Below are 24,768 nucleotides of genomic sequence, written 5' to 3' on the forward strand. Positions count from 1 at the left end.
TGCGCGAATACCTGCATGGCGACTACCTCATGCTGTACACCGCATCGGAAACCGACGCCACGGTTTATCTGTTGTCTATCCGGCATCACCGCCAGCTTTCGTTTGACTTTTCTCGGCTCTGGCCTGGGGCGTGATGCTCGCCGCGCACCGGTCCACCAGGCTGGCGGAGCTGGGCGAGATATAAGGGGCTGGGGATGGTGGGGGCTGAGGGTGTACACCACCTACATCTTTACTCGAAAAGAGAAGATGGTTTGACGATGTAACGAACAGGTTTTTTATGTTTATCAAGGACTCCTTCGTCAACTAGGCGCTGCAGCCACGTTTTTGCTTGGGCGTTAGTAACGTCCAGTGCCGCGGCCACCTCGGCGTCTTTCATTGGCTTGTTCAAGAGCAACAGAATCGAATCGCGAACGGCTGCAAACAGCAACTCAGCCGGCGTCGTTATAGCCTTCTGGGTATCCGTTTCCTTGATGAATGGAACCGATGCTACCTGTGTCACAGTTGATAATCTTTCCGGGCGCTCAGCTACTGGCTTCGCATCTGAAAGCACATCGGTGGTTGTTGTTAGCACGTTCCCGGCATAGGACGCTAGGGTTGCATTGAGTGGAGACGGGGTAACATGCGCGGCATCGTATGGCTCGTCGTTCATAAATAGTGCAAAGCCAACCTGCTGAGAGGTTGCGGGAGAGGGCTTTGTTACGTTGAACACCGCCTCGAACGAATCCACGTCTTGTGGGTTCGGCCAAGGAAGCGCACCTTTCTTACATAGAGCATCAAGCCCCCTAGAAGGCTCACCCGTTGATCGAACAAACACGGGGACGAACTTGAGTTTGTCGAGCTGCTCGATGGCACCTGCCCAAGTACCGCCCTTGTTGAGGTCTGAACTCACCACTAGTGAGGTGTCTGCCAATGCGTAAATCAGCTTGTTTCGCTGCATGGCATTGCCGACATTGAACCCGGCGTTAGGATCGTAGGGCGAGATCAGCACCAGTTGGTCATCGAGCAGCAGGTTACGGTGCTCACGGTTCATGGTTGTCTTCTCCAGGCTGTCTGCCAGAACACCGCAGACCTTGCCACCCGCTTCGAGTGCACCACGCATTGCGGCTTGATCGATGCCTTTGGCACCACCTGAGACAAGCGTTCTGCCAGCGCGAGCAGCCAATCGCCCAACCGACATGGTGTAGTCAATCAAGGCGTCTTCCACATGGCGCGATCCGACGACGGCAAGCCCACCGGTTTCGAGCAAAGCCATGTCGCCACAGCCGTAGAGCACTGCCGGCGCATCTTCACGAAGTCGCGTCTTCAGGCGACGCGGATACTCGGCATCGGCGCGGCTGACCACCCAGATGGCGCGTGCTTGCCAGCGCTCGATCACTTGGCTCAGCAGGAATCCGCGCCCCAACAATTTCTGCAGGCGGTTCTCGTCAATTACCGGTTGGCACGCATGCAGGATCTCAGCTGCGTCCGGCGAGAGGAGATCCGCAGGCTGACGCTGGATCTCGCGCAAATGCCGTGCGAGACGTTTGTATTCACCAGGCGAGAGCAGATCCGATGACGCAGTTCCTCGTCCGGCAATGAGCGGCGCAGTCAGCAGCAGGATCGCCTGGGTGTTGGGTGAGAGGACTGGCGTCATTCGTCGTGCCCCGTCTGTGAAAGGGCCATAGGCCAAACCGCGCCACTACCGTTTTTGCGCAGCAGCCATGCAGACACCGTCAGCGTCCAGCGCGAGTCGACCATGTCATCAACCAGGAGGACTGGGCCGGGAGGAATGGGCTGGCCGTTGAGTGCGAGCGAGCCATCAATGTTGCGCGCCTGTTGTGTACTGTTTGCCATCGTTTTCTGTTCGGGCCTTGCGTCTTTTTTTGCGATGACCATATGAAACGGCAGACCCAGCGAAGCAGCCAAGCGTTGCGCTAAATTCGGTACCAATTCGGGATGCCGAAGCGAAGGAACGCAGGTCACCCAGGTCGGGCTCGGCTGCGGATTCCACTCCTGAATCATCTTCACGCACGCAGCAACGAGGTCATCGGAAAAGTGGCCGTCGTGGTATTTGCCCTGTCGAACCAAGCCACCCCAGCCTGCATCGCCCCAGACGCAGAGGGCCTTGCCTGGCTGCGCTTGATACGGAATGGTGGATGCGGTGTGAATTCCGTACTGCGGCATTCCCCCCACGGGCCATTTTTTGCGAGGCTCGATAGGCAGACTTGTGCGACAAAGAAATTCCTCCGCTTCCCGAACCAGCAACTGATCTACGTCTTCTGACAGCGGCGGTAAAGACGGTGGGCTAACAGTGCTTGAATCGCCATCAAGCGCATCAATCAGAAAGCCCATGTGCTGCCCGAAAGGCCGAGCGACGTATTCCTGCATTTGCTGGAGTTCGGCACGCCTTAATTTAGTGAGCCGGTCTGCTCGCGTCCAGAATCCGTCTCCTAGCTCGGCTGCAGTAAGCTGCCACTTCGTATTTTGCTTGGCGATCGGCGCTGGAGATTCGAGAGAGAGTGCCGTAATAGTCTTCTCGATGCGGCCTTTGCTCATGTTCACGCAGGCCATGAGATCAGGTATTGACAGTCCTTCCGGCGCTTCATTAAGAGCCCCCAGGACATCGTCAACCTCTTGGCGAGTTGGGAACGCGCTACGGATAAACCAGTCGGTAATTCCTTCTTCTTCATCTCCGCTCAAGAGCACGCCATATGCAGATTCCAGCGCTCGTCCTGCGCGCCCTACTTGCTGGTAATAGGCGACAACTGAGCCGGGCATCTGAAAATGGATAACGAACGCCAGGTCCGGCTTGTCGTAGCCCATGCCCAATGCGGTGGTCGCTACAAGTGCCTTAACCTTGTTCTCCTGCAGTGCTTGCTCCAGCTCCTCACGCCGGTCACCTGTCTTACCTGTGTAGGCCTCTACAGCAAAGCCCCGGGCCTTGAGCCAATCCGCCAGTTGATTGGCATCTCGGATAGTGAGGGTGTAAATGATGCCGTGCCCTGGAAGTGAATTGAGTTGCTGCGCGATCCATGCCATACGGACAGCTTGACTGGGCAAACGCATCGTTTGCAGCGTCAGAGAATCTCGATTCAGGTCACCACGTAGTACCTTCATATTGGGGCCGAGCACAGCCACAAGATCCTCCATAACCCGATTGTTTGCCGTTGCAGTTGTGGCCAGTAGGCGCAGATTGGCTGGTAGCGTTCGGGCGATACGTTCCAGCAGTCGGTAGTGAGGACGGAAGTCGTGACCCCAATCGGAAATGCAATGGGCCTCATCGATAACCATCAGCGAAATCTGCCCTGCGATACCAGCCAGAACCTCTGTGTTAAACCAGTCGTTACCCAGTTTTTCTGGCGCTATCAGCAGAATGTCCACTTCGTTTCGACTGAGCTTGGCTTCAACTGATTTCCATTCATCCTGATTATCGGAGTTGATGGTGGCGGCGCGAACCCCCATCCGCTCTGCCGCTGCGATCTGGTTTCTCATCAGCGCCAGCAGCGGCGAGATCAATAACGCAGGGCCGGCCCCAGCTTCCCGCAGCAACTTGGTCGCGATGAAATAGACGAAGCTCTTGCCCCAGCCCGTCTTCTGCACAACCAGTAAGCGACCTTTGCCTTCGACGATATGACGAATGGCATCTTCCTGGCCGTTACGGAAAGTGGCATCAGCACGTCCGGAGCCGATTCGGAGGTGTTCCAGTGCACGTTTTGGATCGTAGGCCACGTTATTACATTCCTTGTTTTATGTTCGGTAAATGGTCGCCGCCTAAATATGTTATTTCTAAAACCATGTGGATACAGGAGAATTGGCGTCTGAGACAGGCTTATGCTTGTAGCCCGGTCACCCACATCTCAAGCCTTTAACGCATTCCCCACCACCTCCGCCACATCCTTCGCCAGCCCCTCGACCGTGGCAATGCGCTCCAGCGCGGCACGCGCGTGCGCCTGCCGTCCGGCGTCGAACTGGCGCCAGCGGTCGAAGCTGCGGGCGATGCGTGAGGCGACCTGCGGGTTTATGGCCTGCAATTCGCTGATGACGTCGGCGGCCAGCGCGTAGCCGCTGCCGTCGGCGGCGTGGAAGGCGCGCGGGTTGGCGCCGCAGAAGCCGCGGATGAGGGCGTAGACGCGGTTGGGGTTTTTGAGGTCGAAGGCGGGGTGGGTCATGAGCGCGCGGATGGTGCGGGCGTCGGTGGTGCGCGCGGTGGCCTGCACGGACAACCATTTGTCGACGACGAGCGCTTCGTCGCGCCAGGTGTCGTAGAACGCGGTGAGCGCGGCTTCCCGCTCGGGCTCGTCGAGCTGGACGAGGGTGGCGAGCGCGGCGAACACGTCGGTCATGTTGCCGCCGGCCGCGATCAGCGCGGCGAGGCGCGGGGCCATCTCCAAGGGTGCGGCTTCGGCGAGGTAGCCCAGGCAGGCGTTGCGCAGGGCGCGGCGGCCCAGCTGTGCGCCGTCGGGGGCGTAGGGTTCGGTGGGCGCGAGTGCGGCCCAGGCCGCTTCGAATTGCGCCCGGCAGTGCGCGGCGAGCGCGCGGCGCAGGGCGAGGCGCGCGGTGAAGATGGCGTCGGGATCAATGACCTTGCCCGCTGCGGCGACGCTGTCGGCGAGCACGGTTTCGGACGGCAGGGCCAGCGCTTCGGCGGCGAGTGCGGGGTCGCCCGCGAGGCCGTCCGCCAGCACGCGCGCGCAGGCGTCGAGGAAGGCGGGGGGAATCCAGTCGCTGCCCTGGCCTCCGTTGGCGATACCTGCCAGCAGGATGCGCGTTGCGAGACGTTGCCCGGCTTCCCAGCGGTTGAAGGCGTCGGCGTCGTGCGCCATCAGGTGAGCAAGTTCGGCGTCGGTTTGTTCGAATTCCAGCCGCACGGGTGCGGAGAAATTGCGCAGCAGCGAGGCGACGGGCGCGGCGGGGATATCTTCGAATACAAACGTCTGCGTGGATTCGGTGAGCGAGAGTACGCGGGTGGTGGATGTCCCAATTTCGCCCGCGAGCCGCAGGTCGGCGTCGTGGCCGTCGGGCAGCACGAGGCCGACGGCGACGGGGATGTGCAGGGCGCCGTCTTCAACCGTCTGTCCGTTTTCCGCGAGCCGCTTTTCGTAGGCGGTGGGCGCGAGGGTTTGCGTGAGGGTGAGCGTGTAGCGCTTCGATGCGGCGTCGTACTCGCCGTGCGCTTTCAACACGGGCGTGCCCGCGCGCGCATACCAGCGGCGGAACTGCGTGAGATCGACGCCGCTTGCATCCTGCATCGCCGCGACGAAATCTTCGCAGGTGACGGCCTGGCCGTCGTGGCGCTGGAAGTACACATCCATCCCGGCGCGGAAGCCCGCTTCGCCCAGCAGCGTGTGGATCATGCGGATGACTTCCGCGCCCTTGTTGTAGACGGTGGCGGTGTAGAAGTTGTTGATCTCGGCGTAGGAGGCGGGCCGGATCGGGTGCGCCATTGGCCCCGCGTCCTCGGGGAACTGGCCGGCGCGCAGACCGCGCACTTCCTGGATGCGGGTGACCGCGCGCGAGTGCACGTCGGCGCCGAATTCCTGGTCGCGGAAGACGGTGAGGCCTTCCTTCAGCGAGAGCTGGAACCAGTCGCGGCAGGTGACGCGGTTGCCGGTCCAGTTGTGGAAATACTCGTGCGCGACGACGCGGTCGATGCCCTGGTAGTCGGCGTCGGTCGCGGTGTCGGGGCGCGCCAGCACGTATTTGGTGTTGAAGATGTTGAGGCCCTTGTTTTCCATCGCGCCCATGTTGAAGTCGCCGACGGCCACGATCATGTAGCGGTCGAGGTCGTATTCCAGGCCGAAGCGCGTCTCGTCCCAGCGCATGGCTTTTTTCAGCGCCGCCATTGCGTGGCCACACTGGTCGAGCTTGCCGGGTTCGACGTAGATTTCGAGCAAAATCTGGCGGCCCGAGGCGGTGGTGAACGTGTCTTCCAAACCATCCAGCTTGGCCGCGACCAGCGCGAACAGATACGCGGGCTTGGGGAAGGGGTCTTCCCAGCGCACCCAGTGCCGCGCCGCGTCATCGCACGCGCCGGCGGCGACGGGATTGCCGTTGGACAGCAGCTGCGGAAAACGCGCGCGCTCGGCTTCCACCGTGCAGGTGAAGGTCGCCATCACGTCCGGCCGGTCGGGGAAGAAGGTGATGCGGCGGAAGCCTTCCGCCTCGCACTGGGTGAAATAGCCGTCCTTGGAACGGTACAGGCCGGACAGCTGGGTGTTCTGGTCCGGGTGAATGCGCACCGTGGATTCAAGCTGGAACGTGTCGGGCAGCAGCGCGGCAATCGTCAGCAGGCCGTCGGCGCAGGTGTAACGCGTCGGGGCGAGCGCGGCGCCGTCGAGCGTCAGGCCCACCAATTCCAGCGCCTCGCCATTCAGTACCAGCGCGCCGGCCAGCGCGGCCGGATTGCGGCGGCAGGCGAGACGGGTTCTGACTTCAGCATGGCCCTCGAAAATGCTCACATGCAAATCGACCGTGTCGATCAGCCAGGCAGGTGGGGCGTAGTCCTTGAGATACAGCGTGACGGGGGTTTCGGTGCGCATGGGGACTCCGGCGGCAGACATGAATGAAGGGCGCCGCACCCGCCAGGCGGGTACGACGCTTACACGCCCTGTTTCAGGCTGGCTTCGATGAAGATGTCGAGGTCGCCGTCCAGCACTTTTTGCGTGGCGGAGGTTTCGACGTTGGTGCGCAGATCCTTGATGCGCGAGTTGTCCAGCACGTAGGAACGGATCTGGTGACCCCAGCCCACATCCGACTTGCCGGCTTCGAGCTTGTCCTGTTCGGCCTGGCGCTTGCGCAGCTCGGCTTCGTACAGCTTGGATTTCAGCATCGACATCGCTTCGGCGCGGTTCTTGTGCTGCGAGCGGTCGTTCTGGCACTGCACCACGATGTTGGTGGGCAGGTGGGTGATGCGCACCGCGGAGTCGGTCTTGTTGATGTGCTGGCCGCCGGCGCCGGATGCGCGGTAAGTGTCGACGCGCAGGTCGGCGGGGTTGATGTCGACTTCGATGGAATCGTCGACTTCGGGGTAGACGAAGATGCTGGCGAAGCTGGTGTGGCGGCCGCCGGACGAGTCGAACGGCGATTTGCGCACCAGGCGGTGGACGCCGGTTTCGGTGCGCAGGGTGCCGTAAGCGTAGTCGCCTTCGATCTTGATCGAGGCGGACTTGATGCCGGCGACGTCGCCTTCGGATTCTTCCAGCAGCTCGGCCTTGAAGCCTTTGCGCTCGGCGTATTTGAGGTATTGCCGCAGCAGCATCGAGGCCCAGTCGCAGGCCTCGGTGCCGCCGGCGCCGGCCTGAATGTCGATGAAGCAGTTGTTGGGGTCGGCCGGGTTGTTGAACATGCGGCGGAATTCCAGCGTCGACACATCCTTTTCCAGGCTGGCGATGTCGGTTTGCACGGCGGCCAGCGTGTCGTCGTCGTTTTCTTCGCGCGCCATCTCGAACAGTTCGGCGGCGTCTTTCAGCCCGGCGGCGACGCGGTCGAGCACCAGCACCACGTCTTCGAGCGATTTGCGTTCACGGCCCAGTTCCTGGGCGCGCGCGGCGTCGTTCCAGAAGTCCGGCGCTTCGGACAGACGGACGACTTCTTCTAGACGATCCTGCTTGTGATCGTAGTCAAAGAAACCCCCGGAGCTGGGTGGAACGGGCGCCTAGATCGGCGAGTTTGGCTTCAATCTGATTGAGGGATTCGGCTTCCATGGCGGGGCGTTTTACAGGGCGGAAAAGCCGCGCATTATAGCCCAGGAGGCGACCAGCCCCAGACCCAGCGCACCCATGCCCGCGGCTGCGTGGCGCGCCAGTTGCCGGCCGCCGACGAACAGCGCCAGTGCCGACTTGAACAGTAGGTTGGCCAGCGTGGCGATGACGACGACATTGACCACCGCCGCAACCGAAAGCCGGTCCAGATTGAACAGGCGCAGGCTGGACAGCGTGATGGCATCGACATCGGTCAAACCCGATACCAGCGCCACGGCATACAGGCCGCGCGTGCCGAGCCAGTCGGCCAGCCAGGCCGAGGCCAGCAGCACGCCGGCATACATCAGGCCAAAGCCCAGCGCCGTGCGCAATTCGGTCGGATTGCCCATGTCCAGGGTGGGCATCTCGCCCTGCGGCTGCAGCCGGTAGACGCCATAGGCCGCGCCGAGGCCGCCGATGAGCAGTCCGCCGCCGATGACCGGCAGCAGGTGCGGCAGCACGCCCGGCGCCAGCACGGCGGTCAGCACGCCCAGTCGCACCAGCACCATCAGATTGGCCAGCACGATGACGATGACCGCGACCGGCAGCATCGCGCTGCTGGCGCGGGCGTGGCGGCTGAAGGCCAGCGTGGTGGCGGTGGACGACACCAGCCCGCCGAGCAGGCCGAGGATCACCGCGCCGCGTTGCTGCCCGACTAGCCGCAGCGCGGCGTAGCCCGCCAGGCCGACGCCTGCAATCAGCACCACCATCCACCAGATCTGATAGGGGTTGAGCGCACCGTAGGGGCCGTAATCCCGGTTCGGCACCAGCGGCAGGATGATCAGCGACAGCACCGCAAACTGCAGCACCGACAACAGATCGCGCCGCGTCATGTGCTGGCTCCAGCCGCGCAGTTCCGGCTTGAAATACAGCAGCATGGTGGCCGCGATGCCCAGCATCACTGCCAGCTGGATTTCGGCGTGCCACACCAGCACGCCGAGCCCGTAACACAGCATCAGCGCCGCCACGGTGGTCGTGCCCGGATCGCCTTCCGGCTGCGGGTCGCGCAGATAGGCGGCGATCATCATGGCGCCGACCAGCAGCAAACCTGCTGCGATCAGCCAGTGTTCCTCCAGCGTGGTCGCCAGATGCGCCGCCAACACGCCCAGCAGAGCCGTCAGTGCAAAGGTGCGCAAGCCTGCCTTGGCCGCCGGATTGCGCTCGCGCTCCAGCCCCATCAGCAGGCCGATCGCCAGCGCCACCACGTAGCGCGGCAGGGCAGCGAGTTCGGCAGGAAGCCAGGCGAGGATTTCGTTCATGTGGGGGAGGGGGCAGCGTACTGCCTGTCGGTTACAGAGATTGCCGACTGTTTTATAGGCTAATGCACGACGTCATTGCGGTGGCGCAGCCAGATCGCGGTCATCACGCTGCTGATGAACAGGCCGAACACCCAGACGATGGTGTGAATGTGCCAGTCGGCGCGGATCATCAGGGCATAGGCCCCGGTCAGCAGCAGGATGCTGATGTTTTCATTGAAATTCTGCTGGGCGATAGAGTGGCCGGCACCCATCAGCAGATGGCCGCGATGCTGCAGCAGGGCGTTCATCGGCACCACGAAAAACGCGGCGAGCACGCCCAGCAGGATGAGCAGGAACAGCGCCAGCGTCAGGCTTTCCACCCAGATCAGCGAGATTGGAATCAGCCCCAGCACGATGCCGGCCGGCAGGGTGCGAATGGCGTGTTCGAGGCGGACGTATTTTCCGGCAAGGATGGAACCCAGAGCGATGCCGACCGCGGTGGCGGCCGTGAGCTGGGTAGCCTCGCCGAGCGAGTATTTGAGGTTGAGCGCCGCCCATTCGATGATCAGCAGGCGCAGGGTGGCGCCGACGCCCCAGAACAGCGTGGTGACGGCAAGCGAAACCTGCCCGAGCGGGTCGCGCCACAACAGCATGAAGCTGTGGCCGAAATCGTGCAGCAGGAATAGGGGCGAGTTGTTCGCGGGCTTGTGGTCGATCGGCAGGCGCGGAATGAACAGGTTGATGACGGCCGCGCCCAGGTACAGGCCGGTGGTGACGACAATGGCGAATTTGGGCGCAATCAGCTGGCCGTCCATGCCCAGGCTTTGCAACGTGGATTCGGCCAGAAGCGGATTGATGAGCGCACCGCCGATGATGGCGCCCAGTACGATCGCTGCGACCGTCGCGCCCTCCATCCAGCTGTTGGCGACCACCAGTTTTTCGGGCGGCAGCAGTTCAGTGAGGATGCCGTATTTGGCCGGGGAGTACATGGCCGCGCCGATCCCCACGATGATGTAGGACAGCAGTGGATGCAGACCGCCCAGCATGGCGATGCAGCCGACAAATTTGACCGTGTTGGCGATCAGCATGACGCGCCCTTTGGGCAGTGCGTCGGCAAACGCCCCCACCAGCGGCGCCAGCACGATGTAGGCGATCACGAAGACAGTTTGCAGCAGCGGCGAGTGCCAGTCCGGCGCAGCAAAGAACACCAGCAAACCGATGGCGGCGAAGAGCAGGGCGTTGTCGGCCAGAGCGGACATGAACTGCGCGAGCAGGATGGTGTAAAAAGCGCGGTTCAAAATTCAAGTAATCAGATAGGCAGGGCGGAAAGCGCGTGTTTGCAGCGTGCTCGGGGCGATCAAACGCGTGAGATTACAGCAACTTGGTGTGGCTCATGTTTCATGACGCTGGGCTTTGTGGTTGAATAAAATTCTTTACTGACCCCACGACATGGTTTTATGGCTGACCGCAGACTGCAAGTATTCTATACCGTTGCCAAACAGCTCAGCTTCACCAAAGCGGCCGATATCCTGTACATGACCCAGCCGGCCGTGACTTTTCAGGTCAAGCAACTGGAAGAACATTTCAATACCCGTTTGTTCGAACGCAGCCACGGCAAGATTTCTCTGACGCCGGTGGGCGAAATGGTGCTGGGCTATTCCGAGCGGATTCTGGCCTTGAGCGGCGAGATGGAAGCGCGCGTCGGCGAATTGACCGGCCAGGTGACCGGCCCCTTGATGATCGGCGCGTCGACCACCATTGCCGAATACCAGTTGCCGCGCATCCTGGGCGAGTTCAAGGCACGTTTCCCGCAGGTGCAGGCGCGTTTGACCGTCGCCAACTCGGAAACCATTGCGGCCAAAGTGGCAGATCACTCTCTTGATGTGGGTTTGATCGAAGCGCCTTCGCACGACCCCAATCTGTCGACCCTGGCTTGCTGTGAAGACGAACTGGTGATGGTGTGCGCGCCGAACCATGCGCTGGCCGGGCATAACAGCGTGACCGCGCGCGATATCGCCGATCAGCCCTATGTGTCGCGCGAACACGGTTCGGGTACGCGTGAAGTGGTGGACGAGTTCTTCAAGCACCACGACGTCAATCCCGACGATTTGCACATCGAAATGGAGCTCGGCAGTCGCGAGGCGATCAAGGGCGCGGTCGAGGCCAACCTGGGCGTGGCCATCATGTCGGCGTCCACGGTTGCCAAGGAACTGCAGCTGGGCACGCTGGTGGCGGTGCCGCTCAGCCCCCGGCTGACGCGCGAGCTGTCGATGGTTTACGCGCCCAGGAAATTCCGCAGCAAACTGCTCGATGCCTTCATCAGCTTTGTCGAGGTCAAGTTTCAGCAATGCGGACTGGAAGCATCGCCGCTCAAGCGGCAGGCCAAGGGACGCGCACGCTGATGCGGGACGGCAAGCGCCTGACCTCTATTTTCCGGTCGCTCTCTGCGCCGCGCCAGCAGGCTTTACTGGATTACGCCGAGTTTCTGGCGGGCAAGGAGGGCGCCGAAGTCGCTGCCGCCCCGCCCTCGGAGCCGCTACCGATTCCGCGCCCCGAGCAGGAAAACGTGGTCAAGGCGATCCAGCGTCTGACGCAGACCTACCCGATGCTGGATCGCAACAAGATTTTTCACGAAGCCTCGGCGCAGATGACCCGGCACCTGATCCATGGCGTGCCGGCGGTCGAGGCGATCGATGAGCTGGAGCGGATTTTTGCGCGGCAGTATCAGCAACACCGGGATGCGCTGGCTGCGTTGCAGGCGGCGTCCGAATCAGATCTGGCAGTATCCGGATCCGATCCGGACTGAACGGTCAGGCTGGGCCCGTTGTGGCAACGGGCGCGTGTTCAGGGCTGGCGACGAACGCGGACGATGAGATCGATGCCTTCCGTCACCATGCCGTCGGGCAGGGGCGGCAGGCCGGAAATCTGCACTGATCCGGCGTCGATGTCGGACAGCTTGCCGCTGTCCACTTCATAGAGATGATGGTGCGGAGTGGTGTTGGGATCGTAGAACACCTTGCTGGGATCGACGATGACTTCGCTTACCAGACCCTTTTCCAGAAACAGCTTCAGCGTGTTGTAGACCGTGGCCTTGGAGGTTTCAGAGTGGCGGGTGTTGACGGCCGCCATCACCTGATCGGCCGAGAGGTGCTCTTGGCGCGAAAACAGGGCGTGCGCGATCTCGATCCGCTGGTGGGTCGGATTGATCTCGTGGCTGCGCAAGAGCCCGGCCATGTTGTCGCGCGTGTAATTCATGCGCGCAATGATAATGGCCAATCTGGACTTTGTCTAATCTCGCGAATGGGTATGAGTATCATCTGGCCGGGCCAAGCCGAAGGCGGCAATGCGCCAAAAACCGGTACAATCGAACCCGCATTTTTGGAAATGGAATCCCGTGGTTACGCTCACCCGACTCGATAGTACGCAGCCTGATTTCCAGGCGCGCCTGACCCGACTTTTGCAGTTTGACGATGCCGCCGATGCGGCCATCGAACAGACCGTGGCCGCGATTCTGCATGACGTCAAAACGCGCGGCGACGCCGCCGTGCTCGAATACACCGAACGCTTCGATCACCTGCCGGCGGCCTCGCTTGCCAGCCTGGAACTGAGTGCGGCCCAGTTGCAGACCGCGCTCGATGCTTTGCCTGCGGACACCCGTCAGGCGCTGGAATCGGCTGCCGGGCGCGTGCGCAGCTATCACGAGCGGCAGACCCAGGCATCGTGGACCTATACCGAAGCCGACGGTACGGTGCTGGGGCAGAAGATCACCCCGCTCGACCGCGTCGGGTTGTACGTACCAGGCGGCAAGGCGGCGTATCCGTCTTCCGTGCTGATGAATGCGATTCCGGCCAAAGTCGCGGGCGTGGGCGAACTCATCATGGTGGTGCCGACGCCGAAGGGCGAGCACAACCAGCTGGTGCTCGCCGCCGCCGCAATTGCCGGCGTGGATCGCGTATTCACCATCGGCGGCGCGCAGGCGGTGGCTGCACTGGCTTACGGCACCGAGACCGTGCCGCAGGTCGACAAGATCGTCGGCCCTGGCAACGCCTATGTGGCCGCGGCCAAGCGCCGCGTGTTCGGCACGGTGGGCATCGACATGATTGCCGGCCCGTCCGAGATTCTGGTGATTGCCGACGGCAACACACCGGCGGAATGGGTGGCGATGGACCTGTTTTCGCAGGCCGAACACGATGAGATGGCGCAGTCGATTCTGCTGTCGCCCGACGCCGCGTATCTGGATGCGGTAGCCGCCGCCATCGACAAGCTGATCCAGGAAATGCCGCGTAGCGAGGTGATTGCCACATCGCTCACCAATCGCGGCGCGCTGATCAAAACCCGCGATCTGGCCGACGCCGCCGCCATCTCGAACAGCATTGCCCCGGAACACCTGGAATTGTCGATTGCCGATCCCGACGCGCTGCTGCCGCTGCTCAAGCACGCCGGCGCGATTTTCATGGGCAAGAACACCTGCGAAGCGCTCGGCGACTATTGCGCCGGGCCGAACCACGTGCTGCCGACTTCGCGCACGGCGCGTTTCTCGTCGCCGCTGGGCGTCTACGACTTCCAGAAGCGCAGCAGCCTGATTCACGTGTCGCAAGCCGGTGCGCAGACTTTGGGGCGGATCGCAGCCACGCTGGCGTACGGCGAGGGCCTGCAGGCGCACGCGCGCTCTGCCGAATACCGCCTGACCCACAAATGAGCCCGCTGCGGTCATGAGCCAGTACTGGAGCGCCGTGGTGCACGGCTTGACGCCGTACGTGCCGGGCGAGCAGCCCAAGCTGGCCAATCTGGTCAAGCTCAACACCAACGAGTGTCCCTACGGTCCCAGCCCCAGGGTGCTCGATGCGCTGCGCGCCGAAGCGGCCGATACCTTGCGTCTATACCCCGATCCCAATTCGGACCGCCTGCGTGCGGGTATTGCCGCCTATCACGGCGTGAATGCCGATCAGGTGTTTGTCGGCAATGGTTCGGACGAGGTGCTGGCACATGCCTTCATGGCGTTGCTGAAGCACGATGCGCCGATCCTGTTTCCCGACATCAGCTACAGCTTTTATCCGGTGTACTGCGGCTTGTATGAAATCGCCTATCGCCAAGTTCCGCTCACGGATGCGTTCGAAATCCGGGTCGATGACTACCTGACGCTCAACGGCGGAGTGATCTTCCCCAATCCCAACGCACCGACCGGGCGCCTGCTGGCATTGAGCGAGATCGAGCGCCTGCTGGCGGGCAATCCGGATTCCGTGGTGGTGATCGACGAGGCGTATATCGATTTCGGCGGCGAGTCGGCGGTGGGCCTGGTGGCGCGCTATCCGCAGCTGCTGGTGACCCGCACCCTGTCCAAATCGCATGCGCTGGCCGGTTTGCGGGTGGGTTACGCGATCGGCCAGCCGCACCTGATCGAGGCGCTCAACCGCGTCAAGGACAGCTTCAATTCCTATCCGCTCGACCGCTTTGCGCAGGCCGGCGCGCTGGCTTCACTGCAGGATCACGGCTATTTCGAGGCGCTGTGCGCCCGGGTGGTGGCGACGCGTACCCGGCTGGTGGCTGCGATGAGCGACATGGGGTTCGAGGTATTGCCGTCAACCGCCAATTTCATCTTTGCCCGTCATCCTGCGCACGATGGCGCCGAACTGGCTGCGGGACTGCGCGAACGCAGCATCATCGTGCGCCATTTCAAACAACCCGCCCGGATTGCGCCGTTTTTGCGCATCACCATCGGCACCGACGCGCAATGCGATGCGCTGATTGCCGCATTGAAAACTCTGGTCGCCTGCTAGAATCCTTTTACTGCCTGAACCTCCGACGCCATGCGCACCGCCACCGTTACCCGCAACACCCTGGAAACCCAGATTACCGTCAGCCTCAACCTTGACGGCACGGGTGTCGCCAAGCTCGCGTCCGGCGTGCCGTTTCTGGATCACATGCTGGACCAGATCGCGCGCCATGGCCTGATCGACCTGGATATCCAGGCCAAGGGCGATCTGCACATCGATGCCCACCACACGGTGGAAGACACCGGCATCACTTTGGGCCAGGCCTTTGCGCAGGCGCTGGGCGACAAAAAAGGCATTCGCCGCTACGGCCATGCCTACGTGCCGCTCGACGAAGCCCTGTCGCGCGTGGTGATCGACCTGTCGGGCCGTCCGGGGATCGAATACCACGTCGACTACACGCGGGCGCGCATCGGCGATTTCGATGTCGACCTGTTTCTCGAATTCTTCCGCGGCTTCATCAATCATGCGGGCGTCACCTTGCATATCGACAACCTGCGTGGCATCAACGCCCACCATCAGGCCGAGACGGTTTTCAAGGCGTTCGGCCGTGCCTTGCGGATGGCGGTTGAACCCGATGCACGCATGGGCGATGTGATGCCGTCGACCAAGGGGTGTCTGTGAGCGCAGATATCGCCGTCGTCGATTACGGCATGGGCAATCTGCGTTCGGTGTCAAAAGCCATCGAACACGTTGCGCCGGCCATGACGGTCGTGGTGACTTCCGACCCGGCCGTGATCGCGCAGGCGGGACGCGTGGTGTTCCCGGGCCAGGGCGCCGCGCCCGACTGCATGCGTGAAATCGATGCGCGCGGCCTGCGTCAGGTGATTATCGACGCGGCCCACAGCAAGCCGTTTCTGGGGATCTGCATGGGCATGCAGGTGTTGTTCGAACACAGCGAGGAAGGCGATACCACATGTCTGGGACTGTTGCCCGGCACCGTGCAGCGGTTTCCGGCCGAGGCGATGTTCGACGCCGAAGGCAACAAGCTCAAGGTGCCGCACATGGGCTGGAACAACGTCCACCAGACCGCAGCGCACCCGCTGTGGGCGGGGATCGAAGAAGGCGAGCGTTTTTATTTCGTGCACAGCTACTTCGTCCAGCCCGATTCGCCGGATCTGATTGCCGGGTTTTCGCATTACCCGTTCCCGTTCACTTGTGCAGTGGCCACGGGCAATATTTTTGCGGTTCAGTTTCATCCGGAAAAAAGCCAGAACGCCGGGATGGCGCTGCTGGGCAATTTCGTCACCTGGAATCCGGGTGAAGGCGAAGCCGCCTGTGATATGTCGGGCGCAGCCTGCGCCTGATTTTTTGATTGTCTTTCAACTTTTCGTCTGTACGACCCTGCTGATTAGCCATGTTAATTATTCCTGCGATTGATCTTAAAGACGGCCATTGCGTTCGCCTCGAACAGGGCGAAATGGACAAGGCCACCGTGTTTTCGGAGGATCCGGCCGCCACTGCGCTGCACTGGAAAGCGCAGGGTGCGCGCCGCCTGCATCTGGTCGACCTGAACGGCGCTTTCGCCGGCAAACCCATCAATGATGCGGCGATCCGCTCCATCGTCGATGCCGTGGGCGACGACATGCCGGTGCAACTGGGCGGCGGCATCCGCGACCTGGCGACCATCGAGCGCTATCTCGACGACGGCGTGCGCTACGTCATCATCGGTACCGCCGCGGTGAAAAACCCAGGCTTCCTGCACGAAGCCTGCGATGCGTTCCCCGGTCATGTGATGGTCGGGCTCGACGCCAAGGACGGCAAGATCGCGGTCGAAGGCTGGTCCAAGATCACCGGCCACGACGTGATCGATCTCGCCAAGCGCTTCGAGGGCTATGGTGTCGAAGCCATCATCTACACCGACATCGGCCGCGACGGCATGCTGACCGGGGTCAATGTCGATGCCACGCAGAAGCTGGCGCAGGCGCTGTCGATCCCGGTAATTGCCAGCGGCGGCATCACCAACCTCGACGACGTGAAGGCGCTTTCGGCGGTTGCCCGCGACGGCATCATCGGTGCGATCACCGGACGTGCGATCTATCAGGGCACGCTGGACTTCACCGCCGCGCAGAAACTGGCCGACGAACTGGCTGGTGGCGTGTTCGGCGTCTAGTCCATGCTCGCCAAGCGCATCATTCCCTGCCTCGATGTCACCGATGGGCGCGTCGTCAAAGGCGTCAACTTCGTCGAGCTCAAGGATGCCGGCGATCCGGTCGAAATCGCACGCCGCTACAACGAGGCGGGCGCCGACGAACTGACCTTTCTCGATATCACGGCGACGTCCGACAATCGCGACCTGATTCTGCACATCATCGAAGCCGTCGCGTCCGAAGTGTTCATTCCGCTGACGGTCGGCGGCGGCGTGCGTACGGTAGCCGACGTGCAGCGTCTGCTGAACGCGGGCGCCGACAAGGTCGGCATCAACACCTCGGCGGTGCTCAATCCCCAACTGGTCAAGGATGCGGCTGACCGCTACGGCAGCCAGTGCATCGTGGTGGCGATCGATTCCAAGCGCGTGGGCGATCATTGGGAAGTGTTCACCCATGGTGGACGCACCGCCACCGGGCTCGATGCCGTCGAATGGGCGAAAAAGATGGCGCAGCTGGGCGCGGGCGAATTGCTGTTGACCTCGATGGACCGCGACGGCACCAAGAGCGGCTTCGACCTCGAACTCACCCGGGCGATTTCCGATGCGGTCGACATTCCCATCATCGCCAGTGGCGGCGTCGGCAACCTGCAGCATCTGGTCGATGGCATCCGCGAAGGCCATGCCGATGCAGTACTGGCAGCGAGCATTTTCCATTTCGGCGAATACGGCGTCGACGAAGCCAAGCGCTACATGAAGCAGCACGGTATCGAGGTGCGGCTATGAGCGACTGGCTGGATGCCGTGAAATGGGATGCGCAGGGCCTGGTGCCCGCGATTGCGCAGGACGCGGTCACCCACGAAATCCTGATGGTGGCGTGGATGAACCGCGAGGCGCTTGAAGAAACCGCGCGCACGCTGCGCGGCGTGTACTGGTCGCGTTCGCGCAACCGTCTGTGGCGCAAGGGCGAGGAGTCGGGCCACGTGCAGAACGTCAGCGAAATCCGCCTTGATTGCGACAACGACGTGGTGCTGCTGAAAGTCGAGCAGTTGGGCGGTATCGCCTGCCATACCGGCCGCCGTTCATGTTTTTTCCAGAAACTGGCCATGGATAATCAGGGCGGCGGCCACTGGGTGACGACGACCCCGGTGCTGAAGAACCCCGACGAGATCTACCGCAAATGAGCGACATCCTGGATCGATTGGCCGAGACGCTGGAAGCGCGCAAAACGGCGGCGCCGGACAGTTCCTACGTGGCGAAGCTGTACGCCAAGGGTACGGATGCCATCCTGAAGAAAATCGGCGAGGAAGCGACCGAAACCGTGATGGCGGCCAAGGACGACCAGCCCGAAAAGATCATCTACGAAGTCGCCGATTTGTGGTTTCATACCCTGGTGCTGTTGGCGCACAAGGGACTGAAGCCGTCCGACGTGCTGAATGAGCTGGCGCGCCGCGAGGGCCTCTCGGGTTTGACTGAAAAAGCGAATCGGCAAGGCGAATCGACATGAGTGACTGCATCTTCTGCAAAATCGTTGCCGGCCAGTTGCCGTGCAGCAAGGTCTATGAAGACGACGAGCTGCTGGTGTTTCATGACATTCATCCGTTCGCGCGGGTGCATCTCCTGATCATTCCCAAGGCGCACATCGTATCGCTGGCCGAGTGCACGCCCGAACATGAGCGCCTGCTCGGCAGGATCATGCTGCTGGCGCCGCGCCTCGCGAAGGAACACGGCCTCGACAGCGGCTTCAAGACCCTGCTCAACACCGGGCGCGGCGGTGGTCAGGAAGTGTTTCATATTCATGCACACGTATTCGGCGGCGGTGATCCCGTCGCGCATATTTAAATTCAAGGAGAATCATCATGGGTAGTTTGAGCATCTGGCATTGGCTGATCGTACTGGTCATCGTGTTGCTGGTTTTTGGCACCAAAAAGCTCAAGAACATCGGCAGCGATTTGGGCGGGGCGGTCAAGGGTTTCAAGGACGGCATGAAGGACGACACAACGAAGCTGAACGATTCGGCCGACGTGGGTCGCACTATCGACGTCGAAGTCAAGGACAAACATCAGAACTAATCGGCAGGGCGCAAGCTGCAAGGAAATCCAATGGATCTTGCGTCTTGAGTCCTGTACCTGACCCATGTTCGAAATCGGATTCACCGAACTGATCGTGATCGGCGTGGTTGCGCTGATCGTCATTGGCCCTGAACGGCTGCCCAAGGTGGCGCGTACGGCCGGGCACCTGTATGGACGCCTGCAGCGCTACGTATCGTCCGTGAAAACCGACATCAGCCAGGAAATGCGGCTGGACGAAATGCGCCGGGCCGGCGAGGAATTCAAGCAATCGATCGAGTCGGCGGCTGCCGATGTCGGACAGCAGGCAACGGTGGTCGATGATTACCTGCGCAACGAGCTGGAGAGCGTCAATCAGGCGGTTGCGGACGCGAGCAGGAAGGTGTCCGAGTCGGCCGTCCTGGAGGCCGCGCCGGCCGACGCCCCGGCCCAGCAGAGCCTGCCGCTCGACCTGCCCGACCAGAATCCCCGCCCGCCCGCGCCGGTTGCCGTGATCGAAACGGCGCAGGGCGATCACGCCGGCAAACCCGCATGAGCCAGACAGAAGACAGCTTCATTTCGCATCTCATCGAAATGCGCGACCGCTTGTTGCGTGCGGTGCTGGCGATCATCGTCATTTTCGTGTGCCTGTTTCCGTGGGCGCAGGATTTGTACGCCTTGCTCGCCCAGCCCATGCTGGCGGCCCTGCCCAAAGGCGGGCAGATGATCGCGACGGATGTCACCACGCCGTTCTTCGTGCCGATCAAGGTCACGATGATGACCGCGTTCCTGCTGGCCCTGCCGTGGGTGTTCTATCAGATATGGGCGTTTGTCGCGCCGGGGCTGTATCAGCACGAGAAGCGGCTGGGCGTGCCGCTGATCATTGCCAGCGTGATCCTGTTTTTGCTGGGCATGGCGTTCGCCTATTTCCTGGTGTTCCCGGTGGTGTTCGGTTTTGTCGTCGGCGTGGCGCCGGTCGGCGTGGCGGTGATGACCGACATCGGCAAGTATCTCGATTTCGTGATGACCCTGTTCATGGCCTTCGGCATCACCTTCGAGGTGCCGGTTGCCGTGGTGCTGCTGGTCAAGATGAACATGGTCTCGGTGGCCAAGCTGCGCGAAATTCGCCCCTACGTCATCGTCGGTGCGTTTGTCATCGGCGCGATTTTCACCCCGCCGGACATCATTTCGCAGTTCATGCTGGCGGTGCCGCTGTGGGTGCTGTACGAGGCCGGCATCATCGTGGCCGCGCTGATTTCAAAACCGAAGCCGGAAGCGGAATCGGATTACCAGCCGATGTCGGAAGCGGACATGGATTCCGAATTCGACCGCATCGAATCGGACCAGGCGGACACGGGATCGCGCGATCTGAAATGACCGGGCTCGCCGCGCGAGCCGGGAGCAGGCTGTAGACAAACCATAAAAAAACATTTGGGAGACGGTGTATGGAAGCGTTGAAGTCAGGCAGTGACGTTCTGTTTGTATTGCTCGGCGGTATCATGGTGTTGGCCATGCATGCCGGGTTTGCCTTCCTCGAACTGGGCACGGTGCGCAAGAAGAACCAGGTCAACGCACTGGTCAAGATCCTCACCGATTTCGCCGTCTCCACCATCGCCTATTTCTTCATCGGCTACAGCGTCGCCTACGGCGTCAGCTTTTTCTCCAGCGCCGAAGTCCTGTCCGCCAAAAACGGCTACGACCTGGTCAAATTCTTTTTCCTGCTGACCTTTGCCGCGGCGATTCCCGCCATCGTGTCGGGCGGCATCGCCGAACGCGCCCGCTTCAACCCGCAGCTTGCCGCAACCTTTGCCCTGGTCGGCCTGGTGTACCCGTTCTACGAAGGTCTGGTCTGGAACGGCAACTACGGCGTCCAGGCCTGGCTGGAAGCCAGTACCGGCGCCAAGTTTCATGACTTCGCCGGGTCGGTGGTGGTGCATGCGGTAGGCGGCTGGATCGCCTTGCCGGCGGTGTACTTTCTGGGCGCGCGGCACGGCCGTTACACCAAGGACGGCCTGGTCTCGGCGCATCCGCCGTCGAATATTCCCTTTCTGGCGCTGGGCGCGTGGATTCTGACCGTGGGCTGGTTCGGCTTCAACGTCATGTCGGCGCAGTTGATCGAGGCGGTATCGGGTCTGGTGGCGGTGAATTCCCTGATGGCCATGGTGGGCGGTACGCTGGCCGCCCTGGTGATCGGCAAGAACGACCCGGGCTTCATACACAACGGCCCGCTGGCGGGTCTGGTCGCCGTGTGCGCCGGCTCCGACCTGATGCATCCTCTGGGCGCACTGGCCACCGGCGTGGTGGCGGGCGCGCTCTTCGTGTGGATGTTCATGGTGACGCAGAACAAATTGAAGATCGACGATGTGCTGGGCGTGTGGCCCCTGCATGGTCTGTGCGGCGCGTGGGGCGGCATTGCCGCCGGCATTTTCGGCAGCAAGCTGCTGGGCGGCATGGGCGGCGTCAGCTTCGCCGCGCAGCTGATCGGGACGTTGGGCGGGATACTGGTGGCCGTGATCGGCAGCGTGCTGGTGTACGGCACCCTGAAACGCTTTGTCGGACTGCGGCTCGATCCGGAAGAAGAGTTCAACGGCGCCGACCTCAGCATTCACAAGGTGTCTGCGACAGCCGAGCGCGAAACCAGCTGGTAAGCGCGCGGCGCCGGCGGGAATGGCGGTTTGAAAAACCGCCGCCCGCGTCAGGCAGCTCCCATTCAACGCCCGGTTCCGCCGGGCGTTGTTGTTTGCGCTTCGCGCTGCGTTTTTCCCCGCGCCGGCCGGTTCGCGACACGGCTGTCCGCCTGCCGGTGAATCAGGCCCCGTTCTTGCATATACCTGTCTGTACAAGCCGTTTGTCGCAAACGCTACAGGAGGATGCATGCCCTTATTCGACTTTCACTGCAAGCAATGCAACTGCAATTTCGAGTTGCTGGTGCGCGGATCGACCGCTTACGTGTGCCCTGAATGCGGGAGCGCCGAAGTCGAGAAACTGGTGTCGCTGCCTGCGGCTCCGGGCAAAACCCAAGACATCATTGCGCGCGCGCGCGGCCAGGCTGCACGCGAGGGTCACTTCAGCAACTATGCGCCCTCCGAGCGTCCGCGCCGCAAGTGACCGGCATGTTTTCACGTATGCCATCACGCCGCGTATTTGTCGGGTTTGCGACAAAATCCCACATTGTCCTGGCCAGCATCGCATTGGGCCCGCGCCCATGAAAAAGCACGGCCATGCCTGGGGCTGTTGCCTGCGCGAACTGGCGACATTCATTTTTCGCCGCCGTCGGGTGCGGCGCACCGCTCTGCCGGAGCCCCGCCCATGCTGAACGCATCGCTGCTTTCGATCATCGAAGAGGCGGGGGTGGGCGTGCTCATCCTGACCGAAGGGCTGGAACAGGACGAATTTCTTGCCTCCAGCCTCACCCGCGCGGAAACCCAGCGTCAGGTCAAGGCCATCAGCGACAGCATTGCCAATCTCGCGCCGTCGATATTGAGCACGCTGGTCGAAGTGGACTGGGCGGGCTGGCATACCGTCGCGCGCCAACTGGGCGGCCCGGACAAGACCGCGGAACAGGACGCGCTGTGGTTTGCGGTGCGTTCCCTGGTGCCGGCCACGCTGATGTGGCTGCGGTTCTACCGCAAGGAGCAACCGGCGGTTTTCGAATGCAAGCCTGCCCGGCCTGAGATGAACGGGCCAGGGATGAACGGGAGCGCGCCATGAACCTGCAGATCGAGCGTCCCTACGTCGAGGCCATGATCACGGCATTTCCGCGTCTCGCGCCGCTTCAGGACCAGTTGCTCTTCGGTAACAAGGTCACGCTGCCGTTCAGCCAGTTCTCCGGCATCGAGCTGGGCTTCCTCGGCAATCTCTATCGCGAAGCCGGCCCCGCCATGCGTACGCGTGCGGCGCAACTCGCCACGCTGCAACAGGCGTTCGACGGTCAGGGCGTCCGCTTCGGCCCTGACGACGACCTCGAAATGCTGATGCCGGCGATCGCCGCCTATCTGATGACGGATGCCGTGCGGGGCTGGCTGTTCCGTCTGGATGTGGCGGACAAGCCGCTGGCTTACGTGGTCACCCGTCTCGACTACATCGCGTCGACCAACGATGAAACCGGCAAGGTAGTCATCGAGCTCAGGGCCAATGCCAAGGGCACGCTGGCCACGTCGGCTTTCCGCATTTCCACCGCCGATATCGTCGGCAAGACCGCGGCGGAAATCATCGCCGCCAAGGGCTACGTGCGCGAAAGCGCCGAACTGATCGCCGCCTACGACGACAGCGTGGCGCGCTATTTCGACTGGCGCGCCCAGTACGGCAAGCAGTTCTCCGCGCAGGGCACGGGCTTTTATGCCGAAGACCCGAGCGCGACCCACCGCGACACCGACTGGTCGCGCAAGGACGTGGTGGTGCTGTCCTCCGGCGGCGGCGCCACCCGGCTGGTCAACGACGAAGGCATCCTGAGCGCGCGTACCACCACGCTGGAAACGACCGGGGATATTCTCGGCCCCTACCTGCGCAAGGCGGCGAAGAGCAATCAATACAATGCCGAAGAAGCCCTCGGCGAAACCCAGGCGGCGATGCCCAAGGGGCTGTTCACCCAGCTGCCGGTGCATCCCTACATCTTCATGTTCCATCTCGACCTGCACCACTACCTGTGGGTACACGTCGACGACATCGCCCCCTATGAATACCAGCCGGCATTGAAGCAGAAGCTGATCCTGCCGCCGGAACAGACCGACCTCATCGACATCCTGACCGCCGAGATGGACGTGCTGATGGACGATATCGTGGCCGGCAAGTCCGGCGGCACCACGGTGCTGTGCGCCGGCCCCGCCGGAGTGGGCAAGACGCTGACCGCCGAGGTGTATTCGGAAATCATCCAGCGCCCGCTGTACCGCGTGCACTCCGGGCAGCTGGGGCTCAACGTGGCCGCGATGGAGACCGCGCTCAAGGACGTGCTGACCCGGGCGCAGCGCTGGGGCGCGGTGATGCTGATCGACGAAGCCGATGTTTACATCAAGCGCCGCGACGACAACATCGCCATGAACGCCGTAGTCGGCGTGTTCCTGCGCGTGCTGGAATATTTCAACGGCCTGCTGTTCCTCACCACCAACCGGGTCGACGACATCGACGAAGCCATCGTCTCGCGCTGCATCGCCCTGATCCGCTATTACCCGCCCGATCACGACGCGCGGCGGCGGATCTGGCAGGTGATGCTGGAGCAGTTCGCGCTCACGGTCGACGACGCCTTGCTGGACGAACTGGTCGCGCTGTTTCCCGGCGCCAGCGGCCGCGACATCAAGGGCTTGGCCAAGCTGGCCGCCAAGTTCTGCAACCAGAAGCAGGTTCCGCCTAGTGCCGAAGTGTTCCGGCGCTGCTCGATCTTTCGCGGCATGGAACTGGAGCGGCCTGCGCAACAGCCTTGTTCCACATGACGCAGCAACAGGAGAAACCCATGCAAGCAAGCATCACCTTCGAAGGCGAACACGTCGAAATGGCCACCGCGGACGAGATTGCCGCCGGCATCGCGGCAGCCAATGCGGTGTTCCTGGACCACGACGCCGACCCGCTGGCCTGCGCGGCGGCCAAGGACAAACTGGCGAAGAACGAGCCGCTGACCCGGGACGAAGCCTTGCTGTGCGTGATCTGGGAAACGGCCGAGGACAAGGCCTTCCGCGCGGTCACCCTGAACTGGCTGGTACGCGGGGATACCGACATCTGGCTCACCGTCAGCCCGGGCGTGCAATGACCGTCGGGCAACTGATCGCCGCATTGCAGAAGATGCCCGCGGAGGCGGTCGTGCTGCTCGAAGGCGATGCCGGCTACTCGCTGGTCGGCGGGCTGGATTTTGAGGAAAACGGCGACGGCATGCCGGACGAAGTGATTCTGCTGCCGTCGATGGAAGACGACTAGGCA

General features: G+C 62.3%; 27 protein-coding genes. 20 read left to right on the forward strand and 7 right to left on the reverse strand.

The window, feature by feature from the left end:
- Window positions 1-229 precede the first annotated feature (229 nt).
- The 6 genes from IV098_RS08875 to lplT all read right to left on the reverse strand — a co-directional run bounded on the left by IV098_RS08875 (window position 230) and on the right by lplT (window position 10,254).
- Window positions 230-1,633 (reverse strand): DNA-processing protein DprA, encoded by a 1,404-nt coding sequence (locus IV098_RS08875; RefSeq protein WP_296888228.1) that lies wholly within the window; start codon window positions 1,631-1,633, stop codon window positions 230-232.
- Window positions 1,630-3,708 (reverse strand): RecQ family ATP-dependent DNA helicase, encoded by a 2,079-nt coding sequence (locus tag IV098_RS08880; protein ID WP_296888230.1) that lies wholly within the window; start codon window positions 3,706-3,708, stop codon window positions 1,630-1,632. The genes IV098_RS08875 and IV098_RS08880 overlap by 4 nt, the downstream gene beginning before the upstream one ends.
- 128 nt (window positions 3,709-3,836) lie before the next feature.
- Entirely contained in the window at window positions 3,837-6,518 is a 2,682-nt protein-coding gene (gene pepN, locus IV098_RS08885) for an aminopeptidase N (RefSeq protein ID WP_296888232.1), read from the reverse strand.
- Window positions 6,519-6,577: 59 nt separating this feature from the next.
- Window positions 6,578-7,682 (reverse strand): peptide chain release factor 2 gene (gene prfB, locus IV098_RS08890; RefSeq protein WP_296888234.1). Its coding sequence is split into 2 segments (ribosomal slippage): window positions 6,578-7,600 and window positions 7,602-7,682, totalling 1,104 coding nucleotides; the frame shifts between segments, so codons are not numbered across the junction.
- An 11-nt stretch (window positions 7,683-7,693) separates the two neighbouring features.
- Window positions 7,694-8,977: an MgtC/SapB family protein gene (locus IV098_RS08895; RefSeq protein ID WP_296888235.1), complete on the reverse strand. Its 1,284-nt coding sequence runs from the start codon at window positions 8,975-8,977 to the stop codon at window positions 7,694-7,696.
- 59 nt (window positions 8,978-9,036) lie between these two features.
- Window positions 9,037-10,254 (reverse strand): lysophospholipid transporter LplT, encoded by a 1,218-nt coding sequence (gene lplT, locus IV098_RS08900; RefSeq protein WP_296888237.1) that lies wholly within the window; start codon window positions 10,252-10,254, stop codon window positions 9,037-9,039.
- Between the two features lie 159 nt (window positions 10,255-10,413).
- On the opposite strand from lplT, the gene IV098_RS08905 reads away from it, so the two are divergent.
- On the forward strand, window positions 10,414-11,358 hold the full coding sequence (locus tag IV098_RS08905; RefSeq protein ID WP_296888239.1) for a LysR family transcriptional regulator: 945 nt from the start codon (window positions 10,414-10,416) through the stop codon (window positions 11,356-11,358).
- A complete protein-coding gene (locus tag IV098_RS08910; protein WP_296888241.1) occupies window positions 11,358-11,762 on the forward strand; it encodes a hypothetical protein in 405 nt (134 codons plus the stop codon). Before IV098_RS08905 ends, IV098_RS08910 begins: the two co-directional genes overlap by 1 nt.
- Before the next feature lie 38 nt (window positions 11,763-11,800).
- Here IV098_RS08910 and IV098_RS08915 read toward each other — a convergent pair whose 3' ends face one another.
- Window positions 11,801-12,211 (reverse strand): Fur family transcriptional regulator, encoded by a 411-nt coding sequence (locus IV098_RS08915; RefSeq protein WP_296888243.1) that lies wholly within the window; start codon window positions 12,209-12,211, stop codon window positions 11,801-11,803.
- 139 nt (window positions 12,212-12,350) lie between these two features.
- Here IV098_RS08915 and hisD point away from each other — a divergent pair, with 139 nt between their 5' ends.
- The 18 genes from hisD (at window position 12,351) to IV098_RS09005 (ending at window position 24,765) form a co-directional block, all read left to right on the forward strand.
- Window positions 12,351-13,655, forward strand: a complete 1,305-nt coding sequence (gene hisD / locus IV098_RS08920) for a histidinol dehydrogenase (RefSeq protein ID WP_296888245.1) — start codon at window positions 12,351-12,353, stop codon at window positions 13,653-13,655.
- Between the two features lie 13 nt (window positions 13,656-13,668).
- Window positions 13,669-14,733, forward strand: coding sequence for a histidinol-phosphate transaminase (gene hisC / locus IV098_RS08925; protein ID WP_296888247.1), 1,065 nt, complete (start codon window positions 13,669-13,671; stop codon window positions 14,731-14,733).
- A 30-nt stretch (window positions 14,734-14,763) separates the two neighbouring features.
- Window positions 14,764-15,351 carry an imidazoleglycerol-phosphate dehydratase HisB gene (gene hisB, locus IV098_RS08930; RefSeq protein WP_296888249.1) on the forward strand — a complete coding sequence of 196 codons (588 nt, stop codon included), beginning with the start codon at window positions 14,764-14,766 and terminating at the stop codon, window positions 15,349-15,351.
- A complete protein-coding gene (gene hisH / locus IV098_RS08935) occupies window positions 15,348-16,034 on the forward strand; it encodes an imidazole glycerol phosphate synthase subunit HisH (protein WP_296888251.1) in 687 nt (228 codons plus the stop codon). The genes hisB and hisH overlap by 4 nt, the downstream gene beginning before the upstream one ends.
- Before the next feature lie 50 nt (window positions 16,035-16,084).
- A complete protein-coding gene (gene hisA / locus IV098_RS08940; RefSeq protein WP_296888253.1) occupies window positions 16,085-16,840 on the forward strand; it encodes a 1-(5-phosphoribosyl)-5-[(5-phosphoribosylamino)methylideneamino]imidazole-4-carboxamide isomerase in 756 nt (251 codons plus the stop codon).
- A 3-nt stretch (window positions 16,841-16,843) separates the two neighbouring features.
- The gene (hisF, locus tag IV098_RS08945) at window positions 16,844-17,599 is read left to right on the forward strand and encodes an imidazole glycerol phosphate synthase subunit HisF (protein WP_296888255.1); all 756 of its coding nucleotides are present in this window, start codon (window positions 16,844-16,846) and stop codon (window positions 17,597-17,599) included.
- Window positions 17,596-17,997 (forward strand): phosphoribosyl-AMP cyclohydrolase, encoded by a 402-nt coding sequence (hisI, locus tag IV098_RS08950; RefSeq protein ID WP_296888257.1) that lies wholly within the window; start codon window positions 17,596-17,598, stop codon window positions 17,995-17,997. The genes hisF and hisI overlap by 4 nt, the downstream gene beginning before the upstream one ends.
- Window positions 17,994-18,320, forward strand: coding sequence for a phosphoribosyl-ATP diphosphatase (locus tag IV098_RS08955; RefSeq protein ID WP_296888259.1), 327 nt, complete (start codon window positions 17,994-17,996; stop codon window positions 18,318-18,320). Before hisI ends, IV098_RS08955 begins: the two co-directional genes overlap by 4 nt.
- The gene (locus tag IV098_RS08960; RefSeq protein WP_296888261.1) at window positions 18,317-18,655 is read left to right on the forward strand and encodes a histidine triad nucleotide-binding protein; all 339 of its coding nucleotides are present in this window, start codon (window positions 18,317-18,319) and stop codon (window positions 18,653-18,655) included. The genes IV098_RS08955 and IV098_RS08960 overlap by 4 nt, the downstream gene beginning before the upstream one ends.
- Window positions 18,656-18,672: 17 nt before the next feature.
- Entirely contained in the window at window positions 18,673-18,885 is a 213-nt protein-coding gene (tatA, locus tag IV098_RS08965) for a Sec-independent protein translocase subunit TatA (RefSeq protein ID WP_296888263.1), read from the forward strand.
- Between the two features lie 64 nt (window positions 18,886-18,949).
- On the forward strand, window positions 18,950-19,417 hold the full coding sequence (gene tatB / locus IV098_RS08970; protein WP_296888265.1) for a Sec-independent protein translocase protein TatB: 468 nt from the start codon (window positions 18,950-18,952) through the stop codon (window positions 19,415-19,417).
- The gene (tatC, locus tag IV098_RS08975; RefSeq protein WP_296888267.1) at window positions 19,414-20,238 is read left to right on the forward strand and encodes a twin-arginine translocase subunit TatC; all 825 of its coding nucleotides are present in this window, start codon (window positions 19,414-19,416) and stop codon (window positions 20,236-20,238) included. Before tatB ends, tatC begins: the two co-directional genes overlap by 4 nt.
- A gap of 68 nt (window positions 20,239-20,306) precedes the next feature.
- A complete protein-coding gene (locus tag IV098_RS08980; protein WP_296888269.1) occupies window positions 20,307-21,509 on the forward strand; it encodes an ammonium transporter in 1,203 nt (400 codons plus the stop codon).
- A gap of 226 nt (window positions 21,510-21,735) precedes the next feature.
- Complete coding sequence (locus IV098_RS08985; RefSeq protein ID WP_296888271.1) at window positions 21,736-21,969, forward strand: zinc ribbon domain-containing protein; 234 nt, start codon at window positions 21,736-21,738, stop codon at window positions 21,967-21,969.
- 201 nt (window positions 21,970-22,170) lie between these two features.
- Entirely contained in the window at window positions 22,171-22,572 is a 402-nt protein-coding gene (locus IV098_RS08990) for a hypothetical protein (protein WP_296888273.1), read from the forward strand.
- Entirely contained in the window at window positions 22,569-24,287 is a 1,719-nt protein-coding gene (locus IV098_RS08995; RefSeq protein ID WP_296888274.1) for an ATP-binding protein, read from the forward strand. The genes IV098_RS08990 and IV098_RS08995 overlap by 4 nt, the downstream gene beginning before the upstream one ends.
- Window positions 24,288-24,307: 20 nt before the next feature.
- Window positions 24,308-24,601, forward strand: a complete 294-nt coding sequence (locus IV098_RS09000; RefSeq protein WP_296888276.1) for a hypothetical protein — start codon at window positions 24,308-24,310, stop codon at window positions 24,599-24,601.
- Window positions 24,598-24,765 carry a hypothetical protein gene (locus IV098_RS09005; protein WP_296888277.1) on the forward strand — a complete coding sequence of 56 codons (168 nt, stop codon included), beginning with the start codon at window positions 24,598-24,600 and terminating at the stop codon, window positions 24,763-24,765. Before IV098_RS09000 ends, IV098_RS09005 begins: the two co-directional genes overlap by 4 nt.
- Window positions 24,766-24,768: the final 3 nt, after the last annotated feature.

Source organism: Thiobacillus sp., assembly GCF_018780105.1.
Taxonomy (GTDB): Bacteria; Pseudomonadota; Gammaproteobacteria; order Burkholderiales; family Thiobacillaceae; genus Thiobacillus.